Genomic DNA, 23,299 nt, shown 5'->3' with positions numbered 1-23,299 from the left:
AAGGAGTTCAGCCATGGCCGGTTACGACTACGATCTTTTCGTCATCGGCGGCGGCTCCGGCGGGGTGAGGGCGGCGCGCGTCGCGGCTCTACTCGGCAAGCGTGTCGGCATTGCCGAGGAATTTCGCTACGGCGGCACCTGCGTGATCCGCGGCTGCGTGCCGAAGAAGCTTTATGTCTACGCCTCGCAATTCCCCGAGCATTTCGCCGACGCTGCCGGTTTTGGCTGGACGGTGCCTGAGGCGCATTTCGACTGGCAGAAGCTGGTCGCCAACAAGGACCGCGAAATCAGCCGGCTGGAGGCCGTCTACAAGAAGAACGTGCAGGGCGCCGGCGGTGAGGTCTTTCATTCGCGCGCCACCCTGGTCGATCCGCATGTGGTGCATCTTCTCGGTGAGGATCGCACCGTTACCGCCGACCAGATCCTGATCGCTACCGGCGGGCGCCCGGCGCCGCATCCGGCATTGCCCGGCCATGAGCACTGCATCTTTTCCAACGAAGCCTTCGACCTCAAGGAGCTGCCGAAGGCAATCATGATCGAGGGCGGCGGCTATATCGCCGTCGAATTCGCCAATATCTTTCATGGGCTGGGCGTCGACACGACTCTGGTCTATCGCGGCAAGGAGATCCTCAGCCGTTTCGACATGGACCTCAGACGCATGCTGCACGAGACGATGGAAAAGAAGGGGATAAAAATCCTCTGCCACGCCGTGTCCGAGTGGGTCAGGAAGCGCCCTGACGGCCGGCTCGACGCGCTTGTCACCGGCGGCACCGTGTTGACGGTCGATCAGGTCATGCTCGCCATCGGCCGCATTCCCAACACCGAGAACATGGGCCTGGAGGGGGTCGGCATCGAGATGACCAAAACCGGGGCAATCCAGGTCGACGAATACTCCCGCACGAACATCGACAACATCTGGGCGATCGGTGACGTCACCCACCGCGTGCAATTGACGCCGGTGGCGATCCACGAGGCGATGTGCTTCGTCGAGACCGCCTTCAAGGACAATCCGATGGCGCCCGACCATGACACGATCGCTACCGCAGTCTTTTCACAGCCCGAGATCGGCACGGTCGGCCTGTCGGAGGATGAGGCGGCAAAGCGCTTTTCGGATCTTGAAATCTACCGCGCCACCTTCCGGCCGATGCGGCACACGCTTTCCGGCCGCGACGAAAAGATGCTGATGAAGCTGGTCGTCGACGGCGCGTCGAAAAGAGTCCTCGGCGCCCATATCCTCGGGCCGGACGCCGGCGAAATGGCGCAGCTTCTCGGCATACCGCTGAAGGCCGGGCTGACCAAAGATGATTTCGATCGCACCATGGCGGTGCATCCGACCGCGGCGGAAGAACTCGTCACCATGTACAAACCGACTTACCGGGTGAGAGATGGTGAGCGCGTCTGACGCGACGACGACCCATCGCGGCAACAAGATTGCCGCGATGGAAGTGCGTGAGTTTTCTTACAGCAACGTTCCGCGCAGGATCACCAGCGCCACAGAAAAATAGATCACCAGCCCGGTGACGTCGACCAGCGTGGCGACGAACGGGGCTGATGCGCTGGCCGGGTCGAAGCCGATGCGCTTCAGGGCGAACGGCAACATCGATCCAGACAGCGAGCCGAAGGTGACGATGCCAACCAGCGTGGCGCCGATCGTCATTGCGATCAGCGGCCAGTGCGGGCCGTAGTCGTAGAAGCCGAAATATTGCCAGAGCGCGATGCGGCAGACGCCGACTACGCCAAGGATCGAGCCAAGCACCAGGCCGGTGGGCAGCTCCCGCAGGGCCACCCGCCACCAGTCGCCAAGGCCGATCTCGCGCAGCGCCAGGGCTCGGATGACGAGCGAGGTCGCCTGCGAGCCGGAATTGCCGCCGGAGCTCATGATCAATGGAATGAACAGGGTCAGCACGATCGCCTTTTCCAGCTCGCCCTCGTAGCTCTGCATCGCGTTGGCGGTCAACATCTCGCTGATAAACAGCGCACACAGCCACCCGGCGCGCTTCTGGATCATCGCCAGAAAACCCATCTTCATATAGGGCTCGTCGAGAGCCTCCATGCCGCCGAAACGATGCACGTCCTCGGTCGTTTCCGAGATCATCGTATCGATAATGTCGTCGATGGTGACGATGCCGAGGAGCTTGCCGTTGTCCACGACCGGGACGGCGAGCAGATCATATTTGGAGATCAACTGAGCAACCTTTTCACTATCGGTCAGCGGTGAAACAGTGATAGGCGCACGATCCGGCGCTATTGCCATGATCAGTTCGTCGGGTTCGCCAGCGATCAGTCGACGCAGGCTGGTCGAGCGCAACAGGACCTGCGTTTGCGGATCGACGATGTAGATCGCGTAGACGGTTTCGCGCGTCCGCTCGACCTTGCGAATGTAATCCAGCGTGCGGGCAACGCTCCAGTCCGGCGGCACGCTGACATATTCAGTCGTCATGAGCGAGGCGGCGCTGCCCTCGGGGTAGCCGAGAATAGCAAGCAACGTCGCGCGCAGCGGTGGCGCCAGGCCGCCGAGCAGCTCGGAACGAGCCGGTTCGTTCAGATCGCGCAGTATGTCGGCGGCGCGGTCGACCGACATGGCGGCAAGCAGTCTGCCTGCCTTGATGCGGGGTAGTGCCTCGACGAGTTCGGATGCGCCGTTGAGCTTCGGCTGGTCGAAGATCTCGACCAGCCGCTCGAACGGCACTTCGCAAAGCAGCTCCGATGCCGTCTCGCGGGGCTCCTGGTTCAGCGCCTCGACCATGTCGGCGACGTGTTCGTTGGCAAGTACGCGGGCGATGGCGACGGCGTCGCCGCCCGCAACGGGGGAAAACTCGTTCATGGCTCACTCCTTGCCGTCCGGCAGGACGTGAGCCTGTCAGATCACGTCAAGCGGACGGCGGTTGCGTTCGACTGTGACTGTCGCCAGGCATGGCGCGGTGACCTTTCTGCTCGCGAGTTCGGATTGAGATTCTGCAAGCCGGCGCAACATAGGAGCGCGCCTTGCCAAGTCAATCGCGAGAGCGGGTTAAAACGGCGGCAAACCGACTGGATCGCGAGACTGTGATCGGGCTACGTGGCAGGCTGGCTGGATGCTGGCAACGGTGCCGCAGCTATCTCTGCTTAAGCCGGCGGGGAAAGCGCAGCCACTTGTCCTCGGCCGGCCGCGTCGGCTGCGTGAGGATGGTGGTGAGCTCGACCGGCAAGCTCGGAACCAGCGGCTTCTTGGTGGCGACGCCGTCGGCGATCGCAACGACGCTGTGGTAGAATTCGGTGCCCGCGAGCGATCTCGGCGGCGTCGCCTCATGCATGATCGAGATCACAGTTGCATCAGGGCAATTGTCCTTGATCGCCTGGTGGAAGGCGATCCGTCCATCGGGATCGAGAGCGCCAGTGGCTTCATCGAGGAACAGCAATCCCGGCTGCTGCAGCACGATACGGGCGACAACCAGCTTCTGTTTCTGCCCACCCGAGAGAACCTGATCCCAGATCTTTCCTTCACGGCTCTCATCGGCCAAATGCTCGATGAAATCGCCGAGGCCGGCCTTGTGCAGGGCGGATGCGACCTGCACGTCGGGATAATCATGCTCGGAACCCGGCAGGCAGACCAATTGCTTCAGCGAAACCTGCTGCAGCTTCACCTCCTGGGCGGCGTAGAAACTCCTGACCCCTTCCGGGAAGACGATGGTGCCGCGGCCATAGGGCCAAAGGCCGTTGATCGCCTTGATCAGCGAGGTCTTGCCGCAACCGGATTCGCCCTTCAGGAAAGTCCATTCGCCACGCCGGAAGCGCAAGTTCGCGGCACTCAGGAAGGGCGTTGCGTCCTCGCCCTGATGCGCCAGCTCTAGTTTCTGGATGGTCAGGCCGAAAACAGGGTTTTGGCGGTCGTAGCGAAAATCGGAGCGGCCGGTCTGCTGATAAAATTCCTGCGGGTGCTGAACGTTTTCGATCGCGTTTGCGAGTTCGGTGACGCGCTGGCTGTTGGCCCGCAGCGCGGCGATGGCAGGCATGACATGGATGAACCACGAGCATTGACTGATCAGCGAGTTGACCATCTCGGAGCCGGTTATGTAGCCCTTGAGATCGAACCCGTTATGGATGAAGGGAACCAAGCCTGGCCCGTAGGCGACAATGCGGGCACCGATGAAATTGTAGATCAGCTCGAACGAATTGTAGCCTGTGTTGACGATGTTCAGCCGCGCCCAGGTGCGGTCGATGTCGACATAGCGCTGGCTGTGCACTGCCTTCTGCACGTTCTCCCCTTGCGATGCGGCGACATGAAAACTGCGGCGCAGAAAGGTGATCAGCTCGCCGCGATAGCTGCCTTCGGCCTGCTGCATCCTGACATTGAGCCGTTCCAGCAGCCTGCCCAGCTTGACGGCGATCCAGGTGTTCAACGGCACGTAGGTGGCGACTGCCAGAAAGGCGAGGACGGCGCTGCCATAGCTGCCGAGGAACTCCAGCCCTTTGACCTCCGCCGAGTGTGCAAGCAGTTGCTGGCCGACGAAATACAATGAAGTAGCAACGGCCAAAACCCCCATCGCGAGGCCGATGGCGCCGCCCGTCATATCCTTGATCGATTCCTGGATGCGCTGGTCGATATTGTCGGGAGCGGCGGCACCTGACGAGCCATGCTGAGCGTGGAAATGGGTGTGATTGGAATCAAGCAGGGCTTCGTTGAACTGGCTGTCCAGCCAGCCGCGCCACTTGCGATGCAACGTTGCGGACACCAGGCTGCGGATACCGGTAAAACCCGCATCCTTGAGCAAGACCAGGAGGACAAGTATCCCGGCATTGGCCAGCAGTGTCTGAAGCGGGGTGGTGTTCGCGGCATCATGGAAAAAGGCGATCGAGTTGACCAGCTCTCCGGATGCTACGGCAAACCACACGCCTGACTTGCTGGAGAGCGCGGTGAGCAGGGCGATCACCAGCGTCAAGGTCCAGGCTTCCACCCACTTGTCCGAAAACCAGTAGGCCCGCATCAGGCCCCAGAAGCTGCGCATCGACGATACGGGCGTAAGGGGCGACTGCCTTGCGGCACCGCGGAGCCATTTTTCCGATATTGAATGTCGCGTTGGTCTATCGACCCGAATCACTATCCCGCCCAAACGATTTTTCTTTTATTACGGACAGTAACACCAATTGATCATTTTCCATTAGCTTTTCACCAGCCGCGGGCGGCTTAACTCGCCGGCCGTTGCAGTGGAGCAACAGAGTGGATGATCACGGGGCTGTGCCGTCGGAATTCTAGGCGCTTGATATCAATGCAATTTCAATACGTTACTTGCCTACGCCGGAGAAAGTAGGGACCTTCCCTTGGGGAAGGCCCTCACACAGCTTTGTGAACGTAGAAGCGCCGTCCAGCGGTCGATCTTCACAGCCTGAACCGATCTTCAGCGCGCCCTTACGGCCAGGTCCGACCTCGTTGGCGGCCAGAACGCGACCTGTATGATTCGTGGGTGAAGCCGCCTTGTCGGGAGAGCCCGTAATCAGCCAAGCAACGACGTTGCCCCTACGTCCAGGATGCGGACCGACATCGATTCCGACACAGATCACGAACCCGGGCGAGCAAGGCCTACGGCAACAGCTGGAGCAAGGGGCTGTTTTCCTGCCAGTCCTCCACCAAGGGATTGACCTGAACCGGCAAGCATGGCCATGGCCTTTTCGTCAGCAAGGCCAAGGTGACGGTGAAATAGTCGAAAATAGTCCGGCTCAGTTCGCCGTCTCCAGTTCGCCGCGTGCCTTGGCCGCAGCCACCTGGCGCAGCGCATCGGCAAGCGTATCGGCGTCCTGGGCGCCCATCACCGCATATTTGCCTTCAAGCAGAAAGCACGGCACGCCCGATATGCCCATGCGCGAAGCAGTGGCGATTTCGGTGCGCACCGCCTCTACATCGGCGTCCGTCGACAGAAGCGTTTCGACGACGGAGGCATCCATGCCGGCCTCGCGGGCGGCTTCGATCAGCACGGCATGATCGCCGAGATTGGCGCCTTCTTCGAAATTCAGCTGGAACAGCCGGCGCACCAGCCGGTTCTGAACGGCCTCGCCGGCCGTCCCGGCCCAGCGAATGAGCCGGTGCGCATCCAGCGTATTGGGCGCGACCTTGATGGCGTCGAAGGCAAAGGAAATCCCCTCAGCCTCGCCCAACGGCTCGATCCGGGCATGGATCTCGCGGATGCGTTGCTCGCTGCCGAATTTCGCTACCATGTAGTCGCGGCGGTTCTTGCCTTCGGGCGGAATCGTCGGGTCGAGCTGGAAGGGCCGCCAACGTATGTGAACGTCGATGTCGACGGCGGCAATCGCCTTGTCGAGCCGTTTCTGGCCGATAAAGCACCAGGGGCACACGACGTCGGAGACCACATCGACGGTAATCGAGTTCTCGTCGTTCATCTTGATCTCCTGTTCTGAAGAGGTCACTTCGGTTTGCGCCACCAGGTCGGCAACTGATAACCGTATATGGGCGTCTTTTGCGGATGTTCCAGATAGTTCCAATAAGCGAGCCATTGCTGGTTGTTGTGCTGGGTCGGCACCATGTAATTGCCTGAGATCAGCAGCCGGTCGAGGACCCGGACAGCAGCGACATAGTCCTCCTTCGAGCGAGCTCTCAACATCGCCTCGATCGCCGCGTCCACTGCTGGGTCGGCGACACCCGCTAGGTTGAACGAGCCTTCGGCCTTGGCGGCAGCGGATCCCCAGCGCCCGGCTTGCTCGATACCGGGCGACAGCGAGTTGTTGAAACCGGTCGAGCCGACCAGCACCTCGAAATCGAAACGCTGCTTGCGCGACTGGATCTGATCGCCGTCGAGGCTGCGAATGCTGACATCGATGCCGAGCTTCTCAAGCGTGCGCTGATAGATAGCGGCAAGTCGCTCTTCGTCCTGCGAGGCGGTCAGGATCTCGAAACCGAACGGCTTTCCCTGGGGATCGAGCATCGCGCCGTCCTGCACCGTATAGCCCGCGCTCTTCAGCAGCTCGAATGCCGCCTTCAGCACCTTGCGGTCCTGGCCGGAGCCATCGGTAACGGGCGGCCTGTAGGTGCCGTCCATGACATCTGCGGGCACGCGGCCGGGGTAGGGGGCCAGCAGGGCCTTTTCCTTTTCGCTGGCCGGGTGGCCGAGCGCGGACAGCTCGGAATTCTGCCAAAAACTCATCGTGCGCGTGTATTTGCCGCCGAACAGATTCTTGTTGGCCCATTCGAAGTCGTAGAGCATGCCGAGCGCGCGCCGTACGATCGGATTGGAAAATTTCGGCAGCCGCGTGTTGAACAGGAAACCGTTGAACACCGGCGGAATGCCGGTATCGAAAGTTTCGGCGATGACCTCGCCCCTGTGGAAGGCCGGAAAGTCGAGATCGCGCTCGCGTTTGACCGGGTCGCTGTCGTCGTCGATGGCGCAGATGCCTTTCTTGAACGCTTCCTGCTTGGCGTTGGCGTTGAGGAAATACTCGATGGTGATCTGGTCGTAATTGTCGAAGCCGCGCTTGGACGGCACGTCCTTGCCCCAATAGTCCGGATTGCGCTTGAACACGATGCGCTGGCCGGGCACGACTTGCGCCACCGTGTAAGGCCCGCTGCCGATCACCGGCTTCAGCGTCGTCCTGTCGAAAGTGTCCTTGTTGAACGCGTGTTTCGGGATGATCGGCGTCAGCGCAATGATTAGGGGAAATTCGCGGTCCGCCTTTTCGTTGAAGGTGAAGCGCACACTGCGGTCGCCGGTCTTTTCGAGCTTGGCGATCGCTTTCATTCGCTGGCTGTAAGGTGGCCGACCCTTCTCGGTGAAGACATCATAGGTGAACAACACGTCTTCCGGCGTCACCGGCTCGCCGTCCGACCATTTGGCCCTGGGATCGAGGTGGAATTCGATGCTCTTGCGCTCGGGATCCATGTCGGCGGTATCGGCGAGCAGGCCGTAGAGACTGAAGGCCTCGTCGTAGTTGCGCTGCATCAACGGCTCGAAGACAAGATTGCCAAAAGCTTGATCCATCATGCCGCGCGCGGTGGTGCGCAGACTTCTCAGGATGAACGGATTGAGATTGTCGAAGCTGCCGATGACACAATAGGTAATGCTGCCGCCTTTCGGCGCGTCGGGATTGACGTAGTTGAAATGATCATAGTCGGCCGGCAGCGCCGGCTCGCCCTGCATGGCAAGCGCGTGCTTCGGTTCCGACAGGGCCGGCTGCAGGGAAAGGCCGACAAACAAGATTGTGGCGATCAGCCAAACGACAACGCGGCCCATGACCGTCTCCTTCCCGATTCGATGCGCAGCATACATGAGCCGGTCGTGCACCGGCCAATCCCTCAACCCAGTCCCTCGGCCAAGATTCGCGTGGCCCGGGCTGGATTCGGCGTCGCTTGCAGTGTAACACGCCGTCCGAAGTCATTCTGTTGCCTCATTTCGGCAACAGGTAGCTGGACCACACGGCATGAAAAAAGCCGGTCCCGGGATCATTTGAGAGGAATGCACGACATGACGAGCCTGAACAGCAACGCGTACCGCCTGTCGGTCATGGCCGCTGGCGTGGTCGGCATTCTGGGCGCCGGGATTCCCGCTGCTGTCGCGCAGCAGCAACAGCAGATTCCGCAAGGCTGGTTCAAGGCCTGCACCAAGCAGGAAGATGTCGACATTTGCAATGTCCAGAACATCACCACCGCCGGCAATGGTCAGCTCATCACCGGCGTCAGCCTGATCGAATTGAAGGGCAAGGTGAACCGCAAGGTGTTCCAGGTGACGGTTCCGACCGGCCGTTTGGTTCCTCCCGGCATCGGCCTCCAGATCGACGCCGGCAAGGCGCAGAAGCTCGAGTACGTGATCTGTTTCCCGGATCGCTGCGTGGCGGAAGTGCCGCTGACCGATCAGCTCGTCGCGTCCTTCAAGAAAGGTTCGAACCTGACGCTGACCTCGGTCAATTTCCAGAACCAGCCGAACCCGATCAAGATCGCGCTGACCGGCTTCAGCGGCGCCTTCGACGGCCCGCCGCTGCAGCAGTCGGACATCGAGGACCGACAGAAGAAGCTCCAGGAGTTCGTCGCCAAGAACAATCAGGATTTTGCCAAGAAGCTCAAGGAAGAACAGGAAAAGGCGAAGGCCGCCAACTGATCGACGGGTTTTCGAACAAAACAAAAAGCGGGGTTCATGCCCCGCTTTTTTATTGAATCGGCTGATTATCGGGTCCAGACTTGTCTCAAGCCTGTCCGAGCCCAGCCAGATCCCGACTAAGTCAATGTCTCAATTGGTGCTTCGGCTCGTAGCGCCCGTCGGGCTTCTTGTCGAACATTTCACCAATCTGCGGATGCCGGACCGGTTCGCCCGACCGGTCCTCGAGTAAATTCTGCTCGGACACATAGGCGATGTATTCCGTCTCCGAATTCTCGGCGAGCAGATGATAAAAGGGCTGGTCCTTGCGCGGCCGCACGTCAGCGGGGATCGCCTCGTACCATTCGTCGGTATTGGCGAATTGCGGATCGACGTCGAAAATGACGCCGCGGAACGGAAACAGCCGGTGGCGAACCACCTGTCCGATCGAGAATTTGGCTGTCTTCATCGCACTCACCACTTGAACTTCTTGAACGCCACGCATCCTGGAACACGCAAGGAAACGCTCCAGGACTTTAGATTCTTACGCACCGGTCAGGCAAAGATCGGCCCAGACCTTACGGTCGACATCGTCATTATTTGGCGCAGACGCCGCGTCAATTCAATCCCGATCAACTGATGCCGGTTTGAGCATCACAAGATGCGGATCAAGGGCGGCGCCACGATCGCTATCGCGCGGCCGCTTTTCGCAATCCGCCAAAAAACGCCGCAAAACCGCTGCCGGGTCGAAGACCCTCGCGCATGAAAAACGCCCGCAACGGCGCAAACCCCTCAAGCGCGCCAAGACCAGCGCTGCGCATCAGCTGGGCCGGCAGCATGTCGGAAAGCAACGACATGTTCAGTAGGTTGACCGCGCTGCTGCGCGCCAGAATGTCCGGCCGCCGCTTGAAATCATAGGCTGCAAGCGCCTGGGCGGCGCCCGGGTCCGAGCGGTTTCTGCTTGCGGTACCAATCAGGTCGTCAATGTCCCGGATGCCGAGATTAAGCCCTTGCGCGCCGATTGGGGGAAACACGTGGGCGGCTTCACCGACAAGTGCCACGCGGCGATGCGCAAACCGCCACGGGCTCACCGCTGAAAGTGGGTAGACCTGCCGGCCGGGCTCAACCGACACGCGGCCCAGCATCGATTGCATCCGCTGTTCGACCCGCGTCGAAAGCTCCGCCTCGTCGAGTGCTGCAAGATCCTTGGCGATTTCGGGTTCGAGCACCCAGACAAGGCTGGACCGGTTGCCGGGCAGGGGAACCTGTGTGAACGGACCGGTCTCGGTGTGGAATTCGGTCGAGGTGAATGCATGGTCGCTGCGGTGACCGAAATTGAGCACCAGCGCCGCCTGCGGAAAGGATCGGACCGAGGTCCGGATGCCGGCTGCCTCGCGGGCCGGCGATTGACGGCCATCGGCGGCAACTGCCAACGATGCCTCGATCTCGCTACCGTCGGCGAGAACGGCATGTGCATGGTCGGCATCGAGGCGCCATGCCTCCACCATCGACTTTCGCCATTCGATGCCCGAATGCGCGACAGCCTCGGCTAGCGTGCGGTTGAGAACGCTGTTGGGCAAGTTCAGCCCGAATTGCTCTTCGTTGATCTCGCTGGCGCGAAAGGTCACTGTCGGGCTGCGGATCAGCCGGTTGGTTGCGTCAACGATACGCATCACCTTGAGCGGCGCTGCGTGCGGCCTGATTCCGTCGAAGATCCCTAGCCGTTCGAACATCTTTAGGGCAGGGTTCATCAAGGCTGTCGTCCGGCCGTCGGGGCCGGCAGCGTCGGGTCCGACGAGCGTCACGGGAAAGCCCGCCTCGGCAAAGCCAAGCGCCGCGATCAGCCCCGCAGGGCCGCTGCCGGCGACCAGTATCCGTGCTGTTTCCCGGTGGTTCAAATTCGGCTTCCGGATTGCGAGGTGAGGCCTGTCCGACCTGCTGGTCCATATAGGTCAGGTGATGCCGCTTGATCAACGCGGCGATTCGGCCCATTCGGTTGCCATGACCGGCCAACAAGACGATTTCAGCCACCTCGACGGTACCGGCCGCGCGATGGCGAGCGTTGCGCGCAGCCCTCGACTGACCGTGAGCGTTGTTGCCGGCATGGGCGTTGCCCTTGCCTGGCTCTTTCTCGGCGCAATGGCAGTTCGGGGGGCGGTGAGCCGGCTCCCGGGCGCCGACGTACCCGGCGACGCCGTGCTGGAATACCTGCAGCTACTGCCGTTGCCGGATTTCCTTGCGCGTTTCTTCGCCCTCTGCCTTGCGCCGGCGCCGCTTCGCGCAAGCCTAGGCGCGCAAGGCGGGGCACTCACCGCGATGTGGCTGTTGATGGCCATCGCGACCATGCTGCCCTCCGCGGCGCCGATGATCCGCACCTATTGCGAGATCGCGGATACCGCCCGGATCAAGAGGGAGCCGGCCGTCCATCCGCTGATCCTGGTCGCTGGATATTTGAGCGTCTGGCTTGTCGCCTCGGCAATGTTCGCTGCCCTGACGCTCGCAATCCATGCATTCGCCTCATCCGGGCAGATGCTCGATCCGCTGGTTGGAATTGCCGGGGCAGCCGCGCTGTCGATCGCTGGTCTCTATCAGTTCAGCTGGCTGAAGGGAGTCTGTCTGGACAAGTGCAGAAATCCGTTCTCGGTCCTGTTCGCCAACTGGAGCGCCAGGCCCATTCGTATTTTGCGGCTCGGCATGAAGCAGGGCCTGTGGTGCCTTGGATGCTGCTGGGCTCTAATGCTGGTAATGTTTGCCGTCGGTGTGATGAACGTGTTCTGGATGGCGCTGATCGGCTTGTTCAGCCTGGTCGAAAAACAGACGGCAGGCAATCTGCCGACGCGGCTGGCCGGTGCGATACTGCTTGTCTGGGCAGCAGCGCTACTAGTAGTCTCGACATGAGGGGGACAATTCGATGACAGACCAAAACTGGGCAATGAAGGGAGAACTCGTCCTCTCCTGCAATTGCACGGTTTTTTGCCCTTGCGTTCTGTCGCTCGGCAACCATCCGCCTACGGAAGGCTATTGCCAAACCTGGGCGGGGTTCCGCATCGATGCCGGCCATTTCGGCGAGGTCGACCTGTCCGGTCTCAATCTTGGGTTGATTATGGAAATCTCCGGCTATATGAGCCGCGGCAACTGGACGGCCGGCCTTTTCATCGACAAGCGCGCCTCGGTTTACGCTGTGAAGGGACTGACGAAGATATTCACCGGCAAGGCCGGTGGAACCACATCGCTGCTCTCCATCCTGGTCGGACAGTTCCTCGGCGTCGAGCAGGTGCCGATCACCTACGAGACGCGTGAGAAAACACGCATCTTCCAGATACCGAAGATTATCGATGGTGCGGTGACGCCGATCACCGGCAAGGATCGCGACAAGGATACGGTCATCAGCAATTCGGAATACTGGATTGCGCCGGAAATCATCGTCGCCAAATCCGACAAGAGCAAGATGCGGGCCTTTGGCCGCAACTGGAACTTTGCTGGCCGCTCGGCCGAAATCTGCAAGCTGGATTGGCGGGGCCCGTGAGCAAGAAGACGACGGCCAGGAAAATCGCCGACCGGATTCCGCGGCCGAAGAAGAAAGTCACATGGCCTCAGGCGCGGGCGTTCTCGGTCCATCTCTTGACCGCGTCGGGCTCATTCCTGGCGTTTCTGTCGCTGGTGGCGGCAAGCGAGCAGCGCTGGACGGCGATGTTCTGGTGGCTGGGCCTGGCGCTTTTCGTCGACGGCATCGACGGGCCGATCGCCAGGAAGCTCGACGTCAAGGAAATCCTGCCGACATGGTCGGGCGAACTGCTCGACAACATCATCGACTACGTGACCTACGTGTTGATTCCGGCCTTCGCGCTCTATCAGCGCGGCTTCATGGGCGAGCGCCTGTCGTTCCTGTCTGCGGCGATAATCGTGGTGTCGAGCGCGATCTACTATGCCGATACCGGCATGAAGACGAAGGAGAATTTCTTCAAAGGCTTTCCGGTCGTCTGGAACATGGTGGTGTTCACGCTGTTCGTCATCGAACCAGGACAATGGGTTTCCTTCGCCGTGGTCGTGGTGGCCGGCATTCTCACCTTCGTGCCGATCAATTTCATCCATCCGGTGCGGGTGAAGCGGCTGCGGCCAATCAATCTCGGCATGACGCTGCTTTGGTGCGCTTTCGGCGCGCTGGCGCTGGCGCAGGCGGCACTTGCCTCCTTCTACGACCAGATCGGCGTGCTGGGCGAGCAGGTCAGCGATTTCATCAAGATCGGGATTACGGTCACCGGGCTTTACCTCGCCTGCATCGGCGCTATCATGCAGTTCTTTCCAAATCTCGGCGCCAAGCCGGACAAGAAAGCCTGATCCCAAGAGAGCCTGAAAATGTCCAAAACGATCCGCATCCATGCCCATGGCGGTCCGGAGGTCCTGACCTATGAGGACGCCGATCCCGGGCAGCCAGGCTCGGGACAGATCCTGGTCAAGCACAGCGCGATCGGTCTCAATTTCATCGACGTCTATTATCGCTCGGGCCTCTATCCGCCGCAGGGCGGATTTCCGCTGATCCCCGGCGGCGAGGCGGCCGGCGTGGTCTTGAAGGTCGGCTCGGATGTCGACTGGCTCAAACCCGGCGATCGCGTCGCCTATGCCGTGACCACCGGCGCCTATGCCGAGCAGCGCGTGATCGCTGCCGACCGAGTGGTGAAGGTGCCGGACGGCATCAGCGACGAACAGGCCGCGGCGATGATGCTAAAGGGCATGACGGCCCAATATCTGTTGCGCCGTACATTCAAGGTGAAAGCCGGCGACACGATCCTGTTTCATGCGGCGGCCGGCGGTGTCGGGCTGATCCTCGGTCAATGGGCCAAGCATCTCGGCGCGACGGTGATCGGCACCGCGAGCTCGACCGACAAGATCGAACTCGCGAAGGCGCATGGCTTCGACCACGTGATCAACTATCGCGAACAGGATTTCGTTGCCGGCGTCGCGGCTATCACCAGTGGCAAGAAATGCGACGTCGTCTATGATTCGGTCGGCAACGACACGTTTCCAGCCTCGCTCGATTGCCTGCGGCCGCTCGGCACGTTCGTCAGCTTCGGTCAATCGTCTGGGCCGATCCCGCCCTTCAGCATCTCGTTGCTGGCGCAGAAGGGCTCGCTGTTCGCAACGCGGCCGACGCTGTTCGTCTACAATGCCAGGCGCGAAGACCTCGAGGCTTCCGCCGCCGCATTGTTCGACGTGGTGCTCAGCGGCGCCGTCAAGATCAAGATCAACCAGCGTTACGCGCTCAGCGAGGCCGGCAAGGCGCATTCCGATCTCGAAGGGCGCAGGACCACCGGGACAACGATACTTATCCCTTGAGCGCCCGCAGTTTCGGCCCGCCGACGCCGCCGTTCTTGCGAACTGCTCTTTACCGCTTGAGTTTCCGCTGAAATTCTTGAAGCTCTTTCAAGTCGTGAGGCGCTTACCGTAGAGAGCAGGGCGCGCATACGATGCTTGCGGGAACACAGAACATGTCTGGCAAACCAGATGGAGGCACCGTGAGTGCAGATCAGGACGGCGCAAACCTGCTTGAGGTTCGCGGCCTCACAAAGATATTCGGCACGCTGACAGCCTGCGACCATGTCGATCTCAACATCGCCAAGGGCGAGATCCATGCGTTGCTTGGCGAGAACGGCGCCGGCAAGTCGACGCTGGTGAAAATGCTTTTTGGATCGCTGGAACCGAATTCTGGCGAGATTTTCTGGAATGGCCAGGCGGTCAGGATCACCAGCCCAGGCACCGCAAAAAAGCTCGGCATCGGCATGGTTTTCCAGCATTTTTCCCTGTTCGAAGCGCTGACGGCGGCGGAGAACATCGCGCTGTCGCTGGATGACGGCTCGCCGATCAGCACGATCGCGGCCAAGGCGAGGGCGCTCTCCTACAGTTACGGCCTGCCTCTCGACCCGCTATCGCTGGTCGGTGATCTGTCGGTCGGCGAGCGTCAGCGGATCGAAATCATCCGCTGCCTGCTGCAGACGCCGCAACTCATCATCCTCGACGAGCCGACTTCGGTGCTGACGCCGCAGGAAGCCGATAAGCTGTTCGAAACGCTCGAACGGTTGCGTTCGGAAGGAAAGTCCATCCTCTACATTTCGCACCGGCTGGAAGAAGTCAAACGCATCTGCGACCGCGCCACCGTGCTGCGTCACGGCAAGGTGGTCGGCCATTGCAATCCGCGCCAGGAAACCGCGTCTTCGTTGGCGCGGATGATGGTCGGCAACGAGGTCCAGGCCGTGGTGCGGGCGCCGGCCGAGGGTATCGAGACCGCGCCGGTGCTGCTTCAAATCCGCGAACTCACCCGCAAGCCGGCGACCCCGTTCTCGATCCCGCTCAGGAACATCAATCTTGAAGTCCGGGCCGGCGAGGTGATCGGCATTGCCGGTGTGGCCGGCAACGGCCAGGGTGAATTCTTCGAATCCGTTTCCGGCGAGGTGCTGCAGGAGGATACCGGCTCGGTCCGCATCCGCGGCAAGGATGCCGGCGGCCTCGCCATCACCGGCAGGCGCCTGATGGGCGCTGCCTTCGTTCCGGAAGAGCGGCTCGGCCACGGCGCAGCACCGCGCATGAAGCTTTCGGAAAACCTGCTTCTGTCGCGCCACGCCACCGACGGCAAGATGTTTGTCGGCGCCGGTGGAATGGTCAAGAGCGATGCGATCTATACCGCTGCTCAACGCATCATAAAGGCAATGGACGTGCGCAAGAGCGCGCCGGACCCAGAGGCTGCGGCCCTTTCGGGCGGCAATCTGCAGAAATTCATCGTCGGCCGCGAACTCGACCGCCGGCCAAGCGTCTTGGTGGTCAATCAGCCGACCTGGGGGGTCGATGCGGGTGCGGCGGCCCACATCCGCCAGGCGCTGATCGAACTGGCGCGCAGCGGCTCGGCGGTGCTGGTGATCAGCCAGGACCTCGACGAGCTGTTCGAGATTTCCGATGCGATCACGGTCATGCACAATGGCGAACTGTCGAAGCCGCTGCCGATAGCTGAAGCGACATTCGAGAAAATCGGGCTGCTGATGGGCGGCGCCGAACCCGGTCATGCCGAACATACGCTGGAGACGGCTTGATGCGCCTCGAACTTGTAAAACGCCCGCAGCGCTCGATGCTGTTTTCGGCACTCTCGCCTTTCATCGCTTTCGTTTTGACGATCATAGCCGGTGCCATCATGTTCGCGCTGCTCGGCGTCAACCCGTTGACTGCGTTCCGCATCTACTTCATCGAACCGATCAGCCAGGTGTGGCAGTTGCATGAGCTGGCGATCAAGGCCGCCCCCCTGATCCTGATCGCGGTCGGACTGTCGGTCTGCTACAAGGCCAACATCTGGAACATCGGCGCCGAAGGTCAGTTCATCCTGGGCGGCATTGTCGGCTCGATCTTCCCTGTGCTGTTTCCGCAGTTCGAAGGCCCATTGGTGCTGCCGCTGATGCTTCTTTTCGGCATGGTCGGTGGGGCTGCCTATGCTGCAATCCCGGCACTGCTGAAGACGCGCTTCAACACCAACGAGATCCTGACCAGCCTGATGCTGGTCTATGTCGCCCAGCTCTTCCTGGATTGGCTCGTACGCGGGCCGTGGCGCGATCCGCAGGGCCACGGTTTCCCGCAAACCATCCAGTTCAACGACTCGGCCATACTGCCGGAACTCCTCCCGGAATCCGGCCGGGCAAACTGGGGATTTGTCTTCGCGTTGGTCGCGGCGATACTGATCTGGATCCTGATGAGCCGTATGCTGAAAGGCTTCGAGGTCCGCGTGCTCGGCTCAAGCCCGAGGGCAGGGCGCTTCGCCGGGTTTGGCCTTAACCGTATGGTCTTCTTTGCCTTCCTGCTGTCGGGCGCACTGGCCGGACTTGCCGGGATTTCGGAGGTCTCGGGAGCCATCGGACAATTGCAGCCGGTGATTTCGCCCGGCTACGGATTTACCGCTATCATCGTGGCATTCCTCGGCCGGCTCAATCCGCTCGGCATCGTCGCCGCAGGCCTTGTGCTGGCGCTGACTTATCTGGGCGGCGAGGCAGTGCAAAGCGCGCTCGGCATCTCCGACAAGGTGGCGCGCGTGTTCCAGGGCATGCTTTTGTTCTTCGTGCTCGGCTGCGACACGCTCATCCATTACCGCATTCGCCTGATCGGCTTTTCCGCGCCGAAGCTCGAGGCAGCGCCGAAGCTGGAGGGAGCCCGCTGATGGACGTCACCGTCAACATCCTCTTGACGATCGCGACGGCGGCGACGCCGCTGCTGATCGCGGCGATCGGCGAACTGGTGGTCGAACGTTCGGGTGTGCTCAATCTCGGCGTCGAAGGAATGATGATCATGGGTGCCGTCGGCGGTTTCGGCGCCGGCTATCTCACCGGCTCGCCTTGGATAGGGCTGTTGGCGGCAATCACCATGGGGGCAGTGTTCTCGCTTCTGTTCGCCGTCATGACGCTGTCGCTGGCCACCAACCAGGTGGCAACCGGCCTGTCGCTGACACTGCTCGGCCTCGGGCTTTCCGGCATGATGGGGACGAATTTTGTCGGCCAGCCTGGCGAGAGGCTGCCAAACCTCGACATTCCCGGCCTGACCGCAATCCCGGTCGTCGGCAGGCTGCTGTTCGGCCAGGATCCAATCTTCTACATCTCGATCGCGCTGACCGCTGCCGTGATGTGGTTCCTGTTCAGAACCCGCACCGGGCTCACGCTGCGCTCGATCGGCGACAGCCACGCATCGGCCCATGCGCTTGGTATCCATGTCATCCGCTATCGTTATCTCTCAGTGATTTTCGGCGGCGCTTGTGCCGGCCTAGCCGGCGGCCACCTATCGCTGGTCTACACGCCGCAATGGGTGGAGAACATGACCGCCGGCCGCGGCTGGATCGCGCTGGCTCTGGTCGTCTTCGCTTCCTGGCGGCCGTGGCGGGTGCTGGCCGGCGCCTATATTTTCGGCGCGGTCTGGATCGGCCAGCTTCATGCACAGGCATTCGGCATTCCGGTCCCCTCGCAACTGCTTTCTTCGCTGCCCTATCTGGCAACCGTCGTGGTTCTCGTTCTAATCTCACGCAACAAGCGTTTGACGATGATGAACACGCCGGCCTCCTTGGGCCAGCCATTCGTTCCGGATCGTTGACAACAAAAAGACGGAAGCTCCAAGGCTTAACTCAGAGAGGTAACAAAATGAAAAAACTGCTTATTGCCCTGCTGGCGACGACGGCCGCATTGTCGCTGGCGGCCTCAGCTGAGGCGGCGGACAAGCTGAAGGCATGCTGGGTCTATACCGGCCCGATCGGCGATTTCGGCTACTCCTACCAGCACGACCAGGGCCGCCTCGAGGTGGAAAAGGCACTCGGCGACAAGGTCGAGACCGCCTATCTCGAAAACGTCTCCGAAGGCCCCGATGCCGACCGCGCCTTCGAGCGCCTGGCGCGCGAGGGATGCAAGATCATTTTCGGCACATCCTTCGGCTTCATGGACCCGGAAGTGAAGATCGCCAAAAAATTCCCCAAGGTGATGTTCGAGCACGCCACTGGCTACAAGACCGCCAAAAATCTCGGCATCTACAATGCGCGTTTCTATGAAGGCCGTTACGTACTTGGTCAGATCGCCGCCAAGCAATCGAAGTCGGGGGTCGCCGGCTACATCGTTTCTTTCCCGATCCCGGAAGTGGTGATGGGTATTAATTCCTTCATGCTAGGCGCACAGTCGATCAATCCGAACTTCAAAGCCAAAATCGTCTGGGTGAACTCCTGGTTCGATCCGGGCAAAGAAGCCGACGCCGCCAAGGCATTGTTCGACCAAGGCGCCGACATCATCGTCCAGCACACCGACTCGACCGCTGCGTTGCAGGTGGCGGAGGAGCGCAAGCTGCACGGCTTCGGCCAGTCCTCCGATATGATCAAGTTCGCACCGCACGCGCAGCTGACCGCACTGACCGACGAATGGGGCCCGTACTACATCAGCCGGGTCCAGGCGGCACTCGACGGCACCTGGAAGCCCGACAATGTATGGCTCGGCATCAAGGACGGCGCCGTCAAGCTGGCGCCGTTCACCAACATGCCCGACGACGTCAAGGCGATGGCCGAAGCCACCACCAAGAAGATCGCCGACGGCTGGAACCCCTTTACCGGGCCGATCGCCAAGCAGGACGGCACACCTTGGCTGAAGGAGGGCGAGGTCGCCGACGACGCCACGTTGCTCGGCATGAATTTCTACGTGAAGGGCGTCGACGACAAGCTGCCGCAATAAGCAACCGGAAGCACATCGTAACGAAAGCGCGCCGCGAGGCGCCCTTTCATTTCGGACTGAATCAGACGGCCGAGCCGTAGAGGTCGTAAGCGTCGGCGCGATCGATCTTGACCGTGACGATGTCGCCGGCGCGCAGTGGCCGCCGCGACTGGATATGGACCGAGCCGTCGATTTCGGGCGCGTCGTATTTGGTCCGGCCCTTGGCCGAATTGCCATGCGCCTCGTCGATCAGGACCGGCAGTCGCTTGCCAATTTTCCTGGTGAGCTGCGTTGCCGAAATCTTCTGCTGGCGCTGCATGAAGCGGTGCCAGCGGGCTTCCTTGATCTCCTGCGGCACCTGCTCGAGGCCGAGCTCGTTGGAGCGGGCGCCTCTGACCGGCTCGTATTTGAAACAGCCGGCGCGGTCGATCTTCGCCTCGTCCAGCCAGTCGAGCAGCATCTCGAAATCGTCGTCCGTCTCGCCGGGGAACCCGACGATGAAGGTGGAGCGGATGGCAAGGTCCGGGCAGACGTCGCGCCAGCTGCGAATGCGCTCGAGCGTCTTTTCGCCATGAGCGGGCCGGCGCATGTTCTTCAGCACCTGCGGCGAGGCATGCTGGAACGGAATGTCGAGATAGGGAAGAATCTTACCTTCGGCCATCAGGGGGATGACGTCTGCGACATGCGGGTAGGGATAGACATAGTGCATGCGCACCCAGACACCGAGCTTGCCCAGTTCTTCCGATAGATCGAGGAACTTCGCCCGCACTTCGCGGTCGCCGAACATGCTGGTCTGGTATTTGATATCGATGCCGTAGGCGCTGGTATCCTGCGAGATGACGAGGATCTCCTTGACCCCGGCCTTGGCCAGCTTCTCGGCTTCGCGCAACACGTCGGCGGCCGGCCGCGATACGAGGTCGCCACGCAGCGCCGGGATGATGCAGAAGGTGCAGCGGTTGTTGCAGCCTTCCGAAATCTTGAGATACGCATAGTGGCGCGGCGTGAGCTTGACCCCTTGCGGCGGCAAAAGGTCGACGTAGGGATCGTGGCTCGGCGGTGCTGCCTCATGCACTGCCGCCATAACGCTTTCATAGGCTTGTGGACCAGTGATGGCGAGGACGTTGGGGTGTCTTTCACGAATGACGTCCGGCTCGGCGCCGAGGCAGCCGGTGACGATAACCCTGCCGTTCTCCGAAAGTGCCGAGCCGATAGCGCTGAGCGATTCGTCGCGGGCCGAATCGAGAAAGCCACAGGTGTTGACGACGACAAGGTCGGCACCGTCGTGCTTGCGGGCGATCTCGTAGCCTTCAGCCCGCAAGCGCGTGATGATGCGCTCGGAATCCACAAGGGCTTTCGGGCATCCAAGGCTGACGAAACTGACGCGAGGGGCGGACATCAAGCTTTTCCGGATTCAGGATTGGCGGCGCAGTACCACAGTTGTTGCCGCATTGGTATGGGCAGCGGCTGCGGCGAAACGCAACCGCCGGCATCGCCGAAGGCTCGCCGAAATCGAAGTCGCGGCCGATGCGAATTCGAGTCGATGCGTCAGCTCACCGCACTGCTGACATGCGGGAAGACTTCCACCGCGCCTCGATAGATCATATCGAGTGCGACATAGAAGATGATCAAAAGGCCGATATAGGCGATCCAGCGATGGCGGTGCAGCAGCTTGGCGATGAAGCTCGCGGCAAGGCCCATCAGCGCGATCGACAGGACGAGGCCGATCACCAGCACCTGGAAGTGATCGCGCGCCGCGCCGGCGACCGCCAGTACGTTGTCGAGCGACATCGAAACGTCGGCGATGACGATCTGCAATGCCGCCTGACCCAAGGTCTTCTTGCGCGCCTTGCCGGCCACCATGTCATCGCTGTTGATATCGGAATTGGACAGCGCTTCGGTCGCCTCCATCTCGTCGGCATGCGACGTGCGCAGCTCGCGATACATCTTCCAGCACACCCACAGCAGCAAGATGCCGCCGGCCAGCAGCAGGCCGACAATCTGCAGCAGGGTGACGGTGATCGCGGCAAAACCGATGCGCAGCACCGTTGCCGCCACCACGCCGATGAGAATCGCTCTCTTGCGCTGCTCGACCGGCAAGCCCGCTGCGGCCAGGCCGATGACGATGGCGTTATCGCCTGCAAGCACGAGGTCGATGGCGATGACCTGGAGCAGGGCAGAGAAGCCCGCGGCAGTGAAAATTTCCATCGACTGGAAGTCCCTTGCTGGTTGGCCGACCGTTCGCGTCGAATGCCTGGAGGGCCTAACGTGTATGGTTCCCGCGCGTCAAGGGACTGGTTGGAACAAGGTCGGCAATATACAGAGTTTGCGACGATCGGCCCGAAACACCGGCAAAATGCGGCCACAGGTCGCGAATGCCTAGTTATAGAGATTGTATTTGGGCCAGTCGCTTTCCGGAATTTTATCACCGATCCGGTAGCGGAGCTGCAGGACTTCCATATGGTCCGGCGCTGTCTCGCATTTGAATTTCAACCGGTACCATTGTCGTTTGCTGCGAAACGCAGCACCCGTGCTGGCCGGCCAAGGCAGCGCCATCCATGCGAGGAGCGCAAAAAATAACCTATTCATGGGCGGGAGAAGCACCATATTTCGGCGCAAAAATCAATCCGATCGGGGGCTCGCTCGCGTCCCGGTCATCTCGATGCAAGCCCGGGAGATTGCTTTCGGGATAAAGAGCGTCACTGGCGGAGGGAGTGGGATTCGAACCCACGGTGGGCTTGCACCCACGCCGGTTTTCAAGACCGGTGCCTTAAACCGCTCGGCCATCCCTCCAGGGTGATTTTTCAATCACTTAGGATATCGCGAGAGGAGCGGGTTCGAGCTGTCGGTACCGGATTGGCACCAGGACGGTCCCCGATCGGTTCGCGCTCCATTCCTGTAAAGCCGCATTCAACGCCAAGTCAACCGTGGCGGCCGCACCTTTCGGCGCGATCCAGGACGGTGAGCAGCGTCATGGCGAGCTGTTTGTGCTGAGTGTGGAAAATCGTTTTTAAAACCCGCACGGACTATTAATCGTTGCGCGCTGATATGTTGGGCGCATTAGGCACATGTAAGTAAAATCGTCTTCTGGAGTTGAATTTTGGCCGTACTTGGCGCTCTCCCGCCCGGTCTTCGCTGCAGACCAATTCGTGAAACCGACTGGGAGGGAGTGGTCGATTGTCTGTGCAGGGGCTTTCCGGCGCGTAACCGAAGTTACTGGATCCGGGCTCTGACGCGTTTGTCAAAGCGGCCTGCGGTTGCCGAGTTCCCACAATATGGCTTTGCTTTGGAGCATGCCGATCGGATCGTCGGCGTTGTGCTCACCCTTTATGCGCGCTACCAGGGGTCGGAGAGCGAGGAAATCCGCTGCAATCTTTCGAGCTGGTCAGTCGACGCAGAATTCCGTTCCTATGGCGCCATGTTGGTTGCGGCGGTTCTCAAGCGGAAGGACGTGACCTACACGAACATTTCGCCGGCGCAAGCGACATTGAAAGCCAACCGGGCGCTCGGCTTTCGGCTCTTCTCCAGCGGACAATTTACCTTCTTGCCGGCTTTAAGTTCGGCGCCGCGGCCATGTCGCGTGGTCGAAGTGCGTCCCGATCTTCCGGAACTGGCGATGCTTCCCGAGAGTGAGAGATACATACTCTCGGAACACGCCGCGCTGGGGTGCCTGTCGTTGATCTGCATCTGCGACGGAGCAGCGTTCCCCCTGGTGTTGATGCCGCGCCGGATTTTGCACGGTCTTATCCGCTGCCATCAGGTCATCTATTGCCGCTCGCTCGCGGATTTGAGCCGCTGCGCCGGTGCCATGGGGCGCTTTCTCTTGCGAAGCGGAATCCTGGTTTGCTTTGTCGACGCCAAGGAGCCGATTCCAGGTTTGGTGGGATGGTACCGCCCCAACAAGGGGCTGAAATACTTCAAGGGTCCCAGACCACCCACACCTGGAGATCTGACGTTCACCGAGCTCGTGATCTTCGGTCCCTGAGTCTGCGCTCGCAGACACGCCAGGCGAGGTTCAAAGCCCGCCACGAACGGCGTTTTGCTGAT

Annotated in this window: 19 protein-coding genes, 1 tRNA gene and 1 pseudogene; 11 read left to right on the top strand and 10 right to left on the bottom strand. The window is 61.0% G+C overall.

Features of this window, described 5'->3' with window-relative positions; genetic code table 11:
• Positions 1 to 13 precede the first annotated feature (13 nt).
• Positions 14 to 1,402, top strand: a complete 1,389-nt coding sequence (gor, locus tag NKJ17_RS15655; protein ID WP_352508432.1) for a glutathione-disulfide reductase — start codon at positions 14 to 16, stop codon at positions 1,400 to 1,402.
• A 57-nt stretch (positions 1,403 to 1,459) separates the two neighbouring features.
• Here gor and mgtE read toward each other — a convergent pair whose 3' ends face one another.
• The 4 genes from mgtE to NKJ17_RS15635 form a co-directional block, all read right to left on the bottom strand.
• Positions 1,460 to 2,824: a magnesium transporter gene (mgtE, locus tag NKJ17_RS15650; RefSeq protein ID WP_352689323.1), complete on the bottom strand. Its 1,365-nt coding sequence runs from the start codon at positions 2,822 to 2,824 to the stop codon at positions 1,460 to 1,462.
• 271 nt (positions 2,825 to 3,095) lie between these two features.
• Positions 3,096 to 4,985, bottom strand: coding sequence for an ABC transporter ATP-binding protein/permease (locus tag NKJ17_RS15645; protein ID WP_352478859.1), 1,890 nt, complete (start codon positions 4,983 to 4,985; stop codon positions 3,096 to 3,098).
• A 709-nt stretch (positions 4,986 to 5,694) separates the two neighbouring features.
• Positions 5,695 to 6,372 carry a DsbA family oxidoreductase gene (locus NKJ17_RS15640; RefSeq protein ID WP_254817233.1) on the bottom strand — a complete coding sequence of 226 codons (678 nt, stop codon included), beginning with the start codon at positions 6,370 to 6,372 and terminating at the stop codon, positions 5,695 to 5,697.
• 23 nt (positions 6,373 to 6,395) lie between these two features.
• Complete coding sequence (locus tag NKJ17_RS15635; protein ID WP_352689322.1) at positions 6,396 to 8,216, bottom strand: extracellular solute-binding protein; 1,821 nt, start codon at positions 8,214 to 8,216, stop codon at positions 6,396 to 6,398.
• A gap of 231 nt (positions 8,217 to 8,447) precedes the next feature.
• On the opposite strand from NKJ17_RS15635, the gene NKJ17_RS15630 reads away from it, so the two are divergent.
• A complete protein-coding gene (locus NKJ17_RS15630; RefSeq protein ID WP_352478856.1) occupies positions 8,448 to 9,077 on the top strand; it encodes an invasion associated locus B family protein in 630 nt (209 codons plus the stop codon).
• 121 nt (positions 9,078 to 9,198) lie between these two features.
• Here the strand turns inward: NKJ17_RS15630 and hspQ are convergent, their stop codons facing one another.
• On the bottom strand, positions 9,199 to 9,522 hold the full coding sequence (gene hspQ, locus NKJ17_RS15625; protein WP_023675043.1) for a heat shock protein HspQ: 324 nt from the start codon (positions 9,520 to 9,522) through the stop codon (positions 9,199 to 9,201).
• A gap of 220 nt (positions 9,523 to 9,742) precedes the next feature.
• Entirely contained in the window at positions 9,743 to 10,951 is a 1,209-nt protein-coding gene (locus NKJ17_RS15620) for a UbiH/UbiF family hydroxylase (RefSeq protein WP_352508435.1), read from the bottom strand.
• A gap of 61 nt (positions 10,952 to 11,012) precedes the next feature.
• Here NKJ17_RS15620 and NKJ17_RS15615 point away from each other — a divergent pair, with 61 nt between their 5' ends.
• The 8 genes from NKJ17_RS15615 (at position 11,013) to NKJ17_RS15580 (ending at position 19,276) form a co-directional block, all read left to right on the top strand.
• Positions 11,013 to 11,951 carry a DUF2182 domain-containing protein gene (locus tag NKJ17_RS15615; RefSeq protein ID WP_352689320.1) on the top strand — a complete coding sequence of 313 codons (939 nt, stop codon included), beginning with the start codon at positions 11,013 to 11,015 and terminating at the stop codon, positions 11,949 to 11,951.
• Between the two features lie 13 nt (positions 11,952 to 11,964).
• Positions 11,965 to 12,579, top strand: a complete 615-nt coding sequence (locus tag NKJ17_RS15610; protein WP_352508437.1) for a DUF1326 domain-containing protein — start codon at positions 11,965 to 11,967, stop codon at positions 12,577 to 12,579.
• 35 nt (positions 12,580 to 12,614) lie between these two features.
• Positions 12,615 to 13,391, top strand: coding sequence for a phosphatidylcholine synthase (pcsA, locus tag NKJ17_RS15605; protein WP_502893794.1), 777 nt, complete (start codon positions 12,615 to 12,617; stop codon positions 13,389 to 13,391).
• An 18-nt stretch (positions 13,392 to 13,409) separates the two neighbouring features.
• Positions 13,410 to 14,387: a quinone oxidoreductase family protein gene (locus NKJ17_RS15600; RefSeq protein ID WP_352508438.1), complete on the top strand. Its 978-nt coding sequence runs from the start codon at positions 13,410 to 13,412 to the stop codon at positions 14,385 to 14,387.
• Between the two features lie 152 nt (positions 14,388 to 14,539).
• Positions 14,540 to 16,132, top strand: coding sequence for an ABC transporter ATP-binding protein (locus NKJ17_RS15595; protein ID WP_502896087.1), 1,593 nt, complete (start codon positions 14,540 to 14,542; stop codon positions 16,130 to 16,132).
• A complete protein-coding gene (locus NKJ17_RS15590; protein ID WP_352478850.1) occupies positions 16,129 to 17,241 on the top strand; it encodes an ABC transporter permease in 1,113 nt (370 codons plus the stop codon). The genes NKJ17_RS15595 and NKJ17_RS15590 overlap by 4 nt, the downstream gene beginning before the upstream one ends.
• Entirely contained in the window at positions 17,241 to 18,161 is a 921-nt protein-coding gene (locus NKJ17_RS15585) for an ABC transporter permease (protein WP_352508440.1), read from the top strand. The genes NKJ17_RS15590 and NKJ17_RS15585 overlap by 1 nt, the downstream gene beginning before the upstream one ends.
• A gap of 47 nt (positions 18,162 to 18,208) precedes the next feature.
• Positions 18,209 to 19,276 carry a BMP family ABC transporter substrate-binding protein gene (locus tag NKJ17_RS15580; RefSeq protein ID WP_352508441.1) on the top strand — a complete coding sequence of 356 codons (1,068 nt, stop codon included), beginning with the start codon at positions 18,209 to 18,211 and terminating at the stop codon, positions 19,274 to 19,276.
• A 61-nt stretch (positions 19,277 to 19,337) separates the two neighbouring features.
• Here NKJ17_RS15580 and rimO read toward each other — a convergent pair whose 3' ends face one another.
• From rimO to NKJ17_RS15560, 4 genes and pseudogenes are all read right to left on the bottom strand, one after another.
• Positions 19,338 to 20,651, bottom strand: coding sequence for a 30S ribosomal protein S12 methylthiotransferase RimO (gene rimO / locus NKJ17_RS15575; RefSeq protein ID WP_352508442.1), 1,314 nt, complete (start codon positions 20,649 to 20,651; stop codon positions 19,338 to 19,340).
• A 149-nt stretch (positions 20,652 to 20,800) separates the two neighbouring features.
• Entirely contained in the window at positions 20,801 to 21,460 is a 660-nt protein-coding gene (locus tag NKJ17_RS15570; protein WP_352689318.1) for a TerC family protein, read from the bottom strand.
• A gap of 171 nt (positions 21,461 to 21,631) precedes the next feature.
• A pseudogene (locus NKJ17_RS15565) lies at positions 21,632 to 21,787 on the bottom strand (DUF930 domain-containing protein); the annotation flags it as partial.
• Between the two features lie 168 nt (positions 21,788 to 21,955).
• A tRNA-Ser gene (locus tag NKJ17_RS15560) sits at positions 21,956 to 22,045 on the bottom strand.
• 493 nt (positions 22,046 to 22,538) lie between these two features.
• Here NKJ17_RS15560 and NKJ17_RS15555 point away from each other — a divergent pair.
• Positions 22,539 to 23,237, top strand: a complete 699-nt coding sequence (locus tag NKJ17_RS15555; RefSeq protein ID WP_352689316.1) for a hypothetical protein — start codon at positions 22,539 to 22,541, stop codon at positions 23,235 to 23,237.
• Positions 23,238 to 23,299 lie beyond the last annotated feature (62 nt).

Origin of the sequence: Mesorhizobium sp. M0208, assembly GCF_040322015.1 — a bacterium.
In the GTDB taxonomy this organism is placed as follows: Bacteria; Pseudomonadota; Alphaproteobacteria; order Rhizobiales; family Rhizobiaceae; genus Mesorhizobium.
This window is presented reverse-complemented; position numbering and strand designations above follow the sequence as displayed.

What these genes read in the sequence shown, in the direction of transcription:
- NKJ17_RS15610 (WP_352508437.1), top strand. Translation starts at nt 11,965, where the DNA reads ATGACAGACCAAAACTGGGCAATGAAGGGAGAACTCGTCCTCTCCTGC.
- NKJ17_RS15615 (WP_352689320.1), top strand. Translation starts at nt 11,013, where the DNA reads ATGCCGCTTGATCAACGCGGCGATTCGGCCCATTCGGTTGCCATGACC.
- NKJ17_RS15595 (WP_502896087.1), top strand. Translation starts at nt 14,540, where the DNA reads ATGTCTGGCAAACCAGATGGAGGCACCGTGAGTGCAGATCAGGACGGC.
- rimO (WP_352508442.1), bottom strand. Translation starts at nt 20,651, where the DNA reads ATGTCCGCCCCTCGCGTCAGTTTCGTCAGCCTTGGATGCCCGAAAGCC.
- NKJ17_RS15645 (WP_352478859.1), bottom strand. Translation starts at nt 4,985, where the DNA reads ATGCGCAGCTTCTGGGGCCTGATGCGGGCCTACTGGTTTTCGGACAAG.
- NKJ17_RS15600 (WP_352508438.1), top strand. Translation starts at nt 13,410, where the DNA reads ATGTCCAAAACGATCCGCATCCATGCCCATGGCGGTCCGGAGGTCCTG.
- NKJ17_RS15640 (WP_254817233.1), bottom strand. Translation starts at nt 6,372, where the DNA reads ATGAACGACGAGAACTCGATTACCGTCGATGTGGTCTCCGACGTCGTG.
- hspQ (WP_023675043.1), bottom strand. Translation starts at nt 9,522, where the DNA reads ATGAAGACAGCCAAATTCTCGATCGGACAGGTGGTTCGCCACCGGCTG.
- gor (WP_352508432.1), top strand. Translation starts at nt 14, where the DNA reads ATGGCCGGTTACGACTACGATCTTTTCGTCATCGGCGGCGGCTCCGGC.
- NKJ17_RS15570 (WP_352689318.1), bottom strand. Translation starts at nt 21,460, where the DNA reads ATGGAAATTTTCACTGCCGCGGGCTTCTCTGCCCTGCTCCAGGTCATC.
- NKJ17_RS15580 (WP_352508441.1), top strand. Translation starts at nt 18,209, where the DNA reads ATGAAAAAACTGCTTATTGCCCTGCTGGCGACGACGGCCGCATTGTCG.
- mgtE (WP_352689323.1), bottom strand. Translation starts at nt 2,824, where the DNA reads ATGAACGAGTTTTCCCCCGTTGCGGGCGGCGACGCCGTCGCCATCGCC.
- NKJ17_RS15585 (WP_352508440.1), top strand. Translation starts at nt 17,241, where the DNA reads ATGGACGTCACCGTCAACATCCTCTTGACGATCGCGACGGCGGCGACG.
- NKJ17_RS15630 (WP_352478856.1), top strand. Translation starts at nt 8,448, where the DNA reads ATGACGAGCCTGAACAGCAACGCGTACCGCCTGTCGGTCATGGCCGCT.
- NKJ17_RS15635 (WP_352689322.1), bottom strand. Translation starts at nt 8,216, where the DNA reads ATGGGCCGCGTTGTCGTTTGGCTGATCGCCACAATCTTGTTTGTCGGC.